1 protein-coding gene is annotated in these 1,145 nt (G+C 69.0%); it reads right to left on the bottom strand.

The window, feature by feature from the left end; genetic code table 11:
* Positions 1-103: 103 nt before the first annotated feature.
* On the bottom strand, positions 104-1,145 hold a 1,042-nt coding region (locus ACWDNU_RS46535; RefSeq protein WP_449673535.1), incomplete at its 5' end, for an AI-2E family transporter.

Raw genomic sequence — 1,145 nt, 5'->3', positions numbered from 1 at the left:
CACCGACGCGATCTGCTGGCCGATCGCGTACAGCAGCGTGACCAGCCGAAACGCCTGGGCGGCCCGCCACAGGGGCGCGGTCGCCGCGTCGGCCGAGCTCAGCTCAGCTGTGTGCGTCCGCATCGCCGGGCTCCGCCTCGGTCTTGCTCTCTTCCTTGCGCAGCGTGCGCGCGATGTCGAACCGGCCCGGCTCCGGTTTGTCCGGCTCGGCGGCGAACATTCTTCGGTCGTCGCCGACGAGTTCGCCGTAGACCTCCTCCGGACTGTCGGCGAGCAGATAGCGGATCGCGGTATTGCCGACCGCGATCAACGGCACCGCCAGCAGCGCGCCCGCGATCCCGCCGACCACCAAGCCCGCGGTGATCGCCAGGACGACGGCCAGCGGATGGATGCTCACCGCCCGGCCCAGCAGCAGTGGTTGCAGCACATGCCCCTCGAGCTGCATCACCGCGATGATGATGCCGAGCACGATCAGCGCCGTGACCGGCCCTTTGGTGACCAGCGCGATGAACACCGCGACGAACCCGGCGAAGAACGCGCCGATGATCGGGATGAACGCGCTGATGAACACCAGCGAGGCCAGCGGCAGCGCCAGCGGGACGTGCAGGATCGCCAACCCGGCGCCGATGCCGATCGCGTCCACCGCGGCCACGACGACGGTGGCGCGCACGAACCCGACCAGCGTGCCGAAGCCCAGCTCACCGGCGGTGCGGACCTTCTCCCGGTGCGCGGTGGGGATGATCCGGGTGACGAAGTGCCAGATCTGGTCGCCGCCGTAGAGGAAGAAGATGAGGATGAACAGGATCAGGAACGCGCCGGTGAGGATGTGCCCGATCGCGGTGGCGGTGGTCAGCGCGCCGCTGGTCAGGCTCTCGCGGTTGTCCTGGATGGTGCGCACGATGGTGTCGCCCGCGCTGCGGATCTGCTGATCGCTCAGGTGCGGCGGGCCGTTGATCAGCCAGTCCTGCACCTTGTGCACGCTGTTGGTGACCTCGTTGGACAGCCCGGGCACACCGTCGACGAACTGCTCGACGACGAAGGTCAGGATCCCGGCGAGCAGCCCGATCGACCCGACCAGCGCGACGAACACGCCGAGCGAACGCGGGATTCCGACCCGCTGCATCCAGTCGACCAGCGGCGCGAGC

It is taken from the genome of Amycolatopsis sp. NPDC003676 (assembly GCF_053587275.1).
The sequence above is the reverse complement of the archived record's forward strand: the minus strand, read 5'-3'. Positions and strand labels throughout refer to the sequence as shown.